Origin of the sequence: Paenibacillus forsythiae T98, assembly GCF_000520735.1 — a bacterium.
GTDB lineage: Bacteria > Bacillota > Bacilli > Paenibacillales > Paenibacillaceae > Paenibacillus_AQ > Paenibacillus_AQ forsythiae.
In genome coordinates this window covers 1-1,444 of sequence record NZ_ASSC01000799.1, presented here as the reverse complement: position 1 = coordinate 1,444, position 1,444 = coordinate 1, and the positions used below count along the sequence as shown (strand labels likewise).

The following is a 1,444-nucleotide window of genomic DNA, read 5'->3' as shown; positions in this document are numbered from 1 at the left end:
GGCAGGCTCGATCCGCCAGCCGGCAGCCTTAACCGGAACAGTCGGACTGAAGCCGACCTACGGACGGGTGAGCACCCGCGGTTGTCTTCCGTTCAGCTGGTCGCTCGACCATATCGGACCGATGGCCCGCACGGTGAAGGACGCCGCGATTTTGCTGGAGGCGATCGCCGGGCACGACAGCCTGGACGAATTCTCCTTGCGCGAGCCGGCTCCACGCTATCTCGCCGCTTCTCTGACGGATTTGAAAGGATTCAGGATCGCAATTTGCCGCGAGTATTTCTTTGAAGGGATGCACGGCGAAATCGAACGAACGGTTGAGCAGGCGCTGAACCGGCTTGCAATTCTTGGCGCGGAAATCGCAGAAATTAACATTCCGGGGCTTACCGATGCCCAGTGGGCCGCGCGGATCATCGCCCAATCCGAAGGTTATGCGTTCCATAAGCCGATGCTGGAGAAGCTTCCGCATTTGTACAGCGACGATGTGAAGTTCCGCTTGAACTTCGGAAAGCAGGTTGCGGCTGAAGAGTATATTCGCGCGCAGCGGATCCGGAACAAATTTATCGGGGATACGCTGACGGCGATGGAGGGCATGGATATGCTCGCCGCTCCGATGAACCACAATCCGCCGTTCAATATCAATTCCGTCACACCGGAGGAAGCGATCAACAACATGTTCCGTCTGGCGAAGGCGCCGCTCGCCAACTTGCTCGGATTTCCGGCTCTGTCCGTGCCATGCGGCTTCACAAGCGGCAATCTGCCGGTCGGGCTGCAGCTCATCGCAAGACCGTTTGCAGAGAACGTGCTGCTTCAGGTTGGAGATCTGTATGAGCGCTCGGAGCCATGGGCAGGACGGCTGGCGGAAAACACGGCATTCGAGAGCGGAACAATCGGTAATATGCGTTAAGCGAATTTGCGTGTAGTTCCGGCAAAAAAGTGGACGAGGTGATGTTATTTTGCGACCAAAGGTATATATTGCCTGGCCGATCCCCCGAGAAGTCGAGGCCTATTTGAATGAACACTGCGAATGCCGCAAATGGCAAGGAACGGCCGCGATCGGGTACGACCAGCTGAAACGCGAGCTGCAGGATGCAGAGGGGCTGCTGATGGGAGAAGGCACCATCGATGAAGCGATGCTGGCGGATGCACCCTTTTTGCGGGTGATCAGCAATATGAGCTCCGGCTATAACCATTTGGATATTGAAGCGATGAAAGCAAGAAATGTGATCGGCACGAACAACCCGTCCATTTCTAACGATACGGTTGCCGACCTAGTGATGGGTCTGATGCTGGCGGCCGCGCGCAACATTCCGCAGCTGGACCGGTATGTCAAAGCCGGCGGCTGGCGGCAGGGGATCGGTGAAGAATGGTTCGGCGTCGATGTCCACCATGCGACGCTCGGATTGATCGGCATGGGCAGCATCGGCCAGTCGATTGCAAAGCGCGC

2 protein-coding genes are annotated in these 1,444 nt (G+C 57.3%); both read left to right on the top strand.

What is annotated here, in order from left to right:
• Nucleotides 1–904: amidase (locus tag L692_RS0124550; protein WP_025702578.1), on the top strand; the 904-nt coding region annotated here is incomplete at its 5' end.
• A 49-nt stretch (nt 905–953) separates the two neighbouring features.
• Nucleotides 954–1,444: NAD(P)-dependent oxidoreductase (locus tag L692_RS0124545; RefSeq protein ID WP_269636751.1), on the top strand; the 491-nt coding region annotated here is incomplete at its 3' end.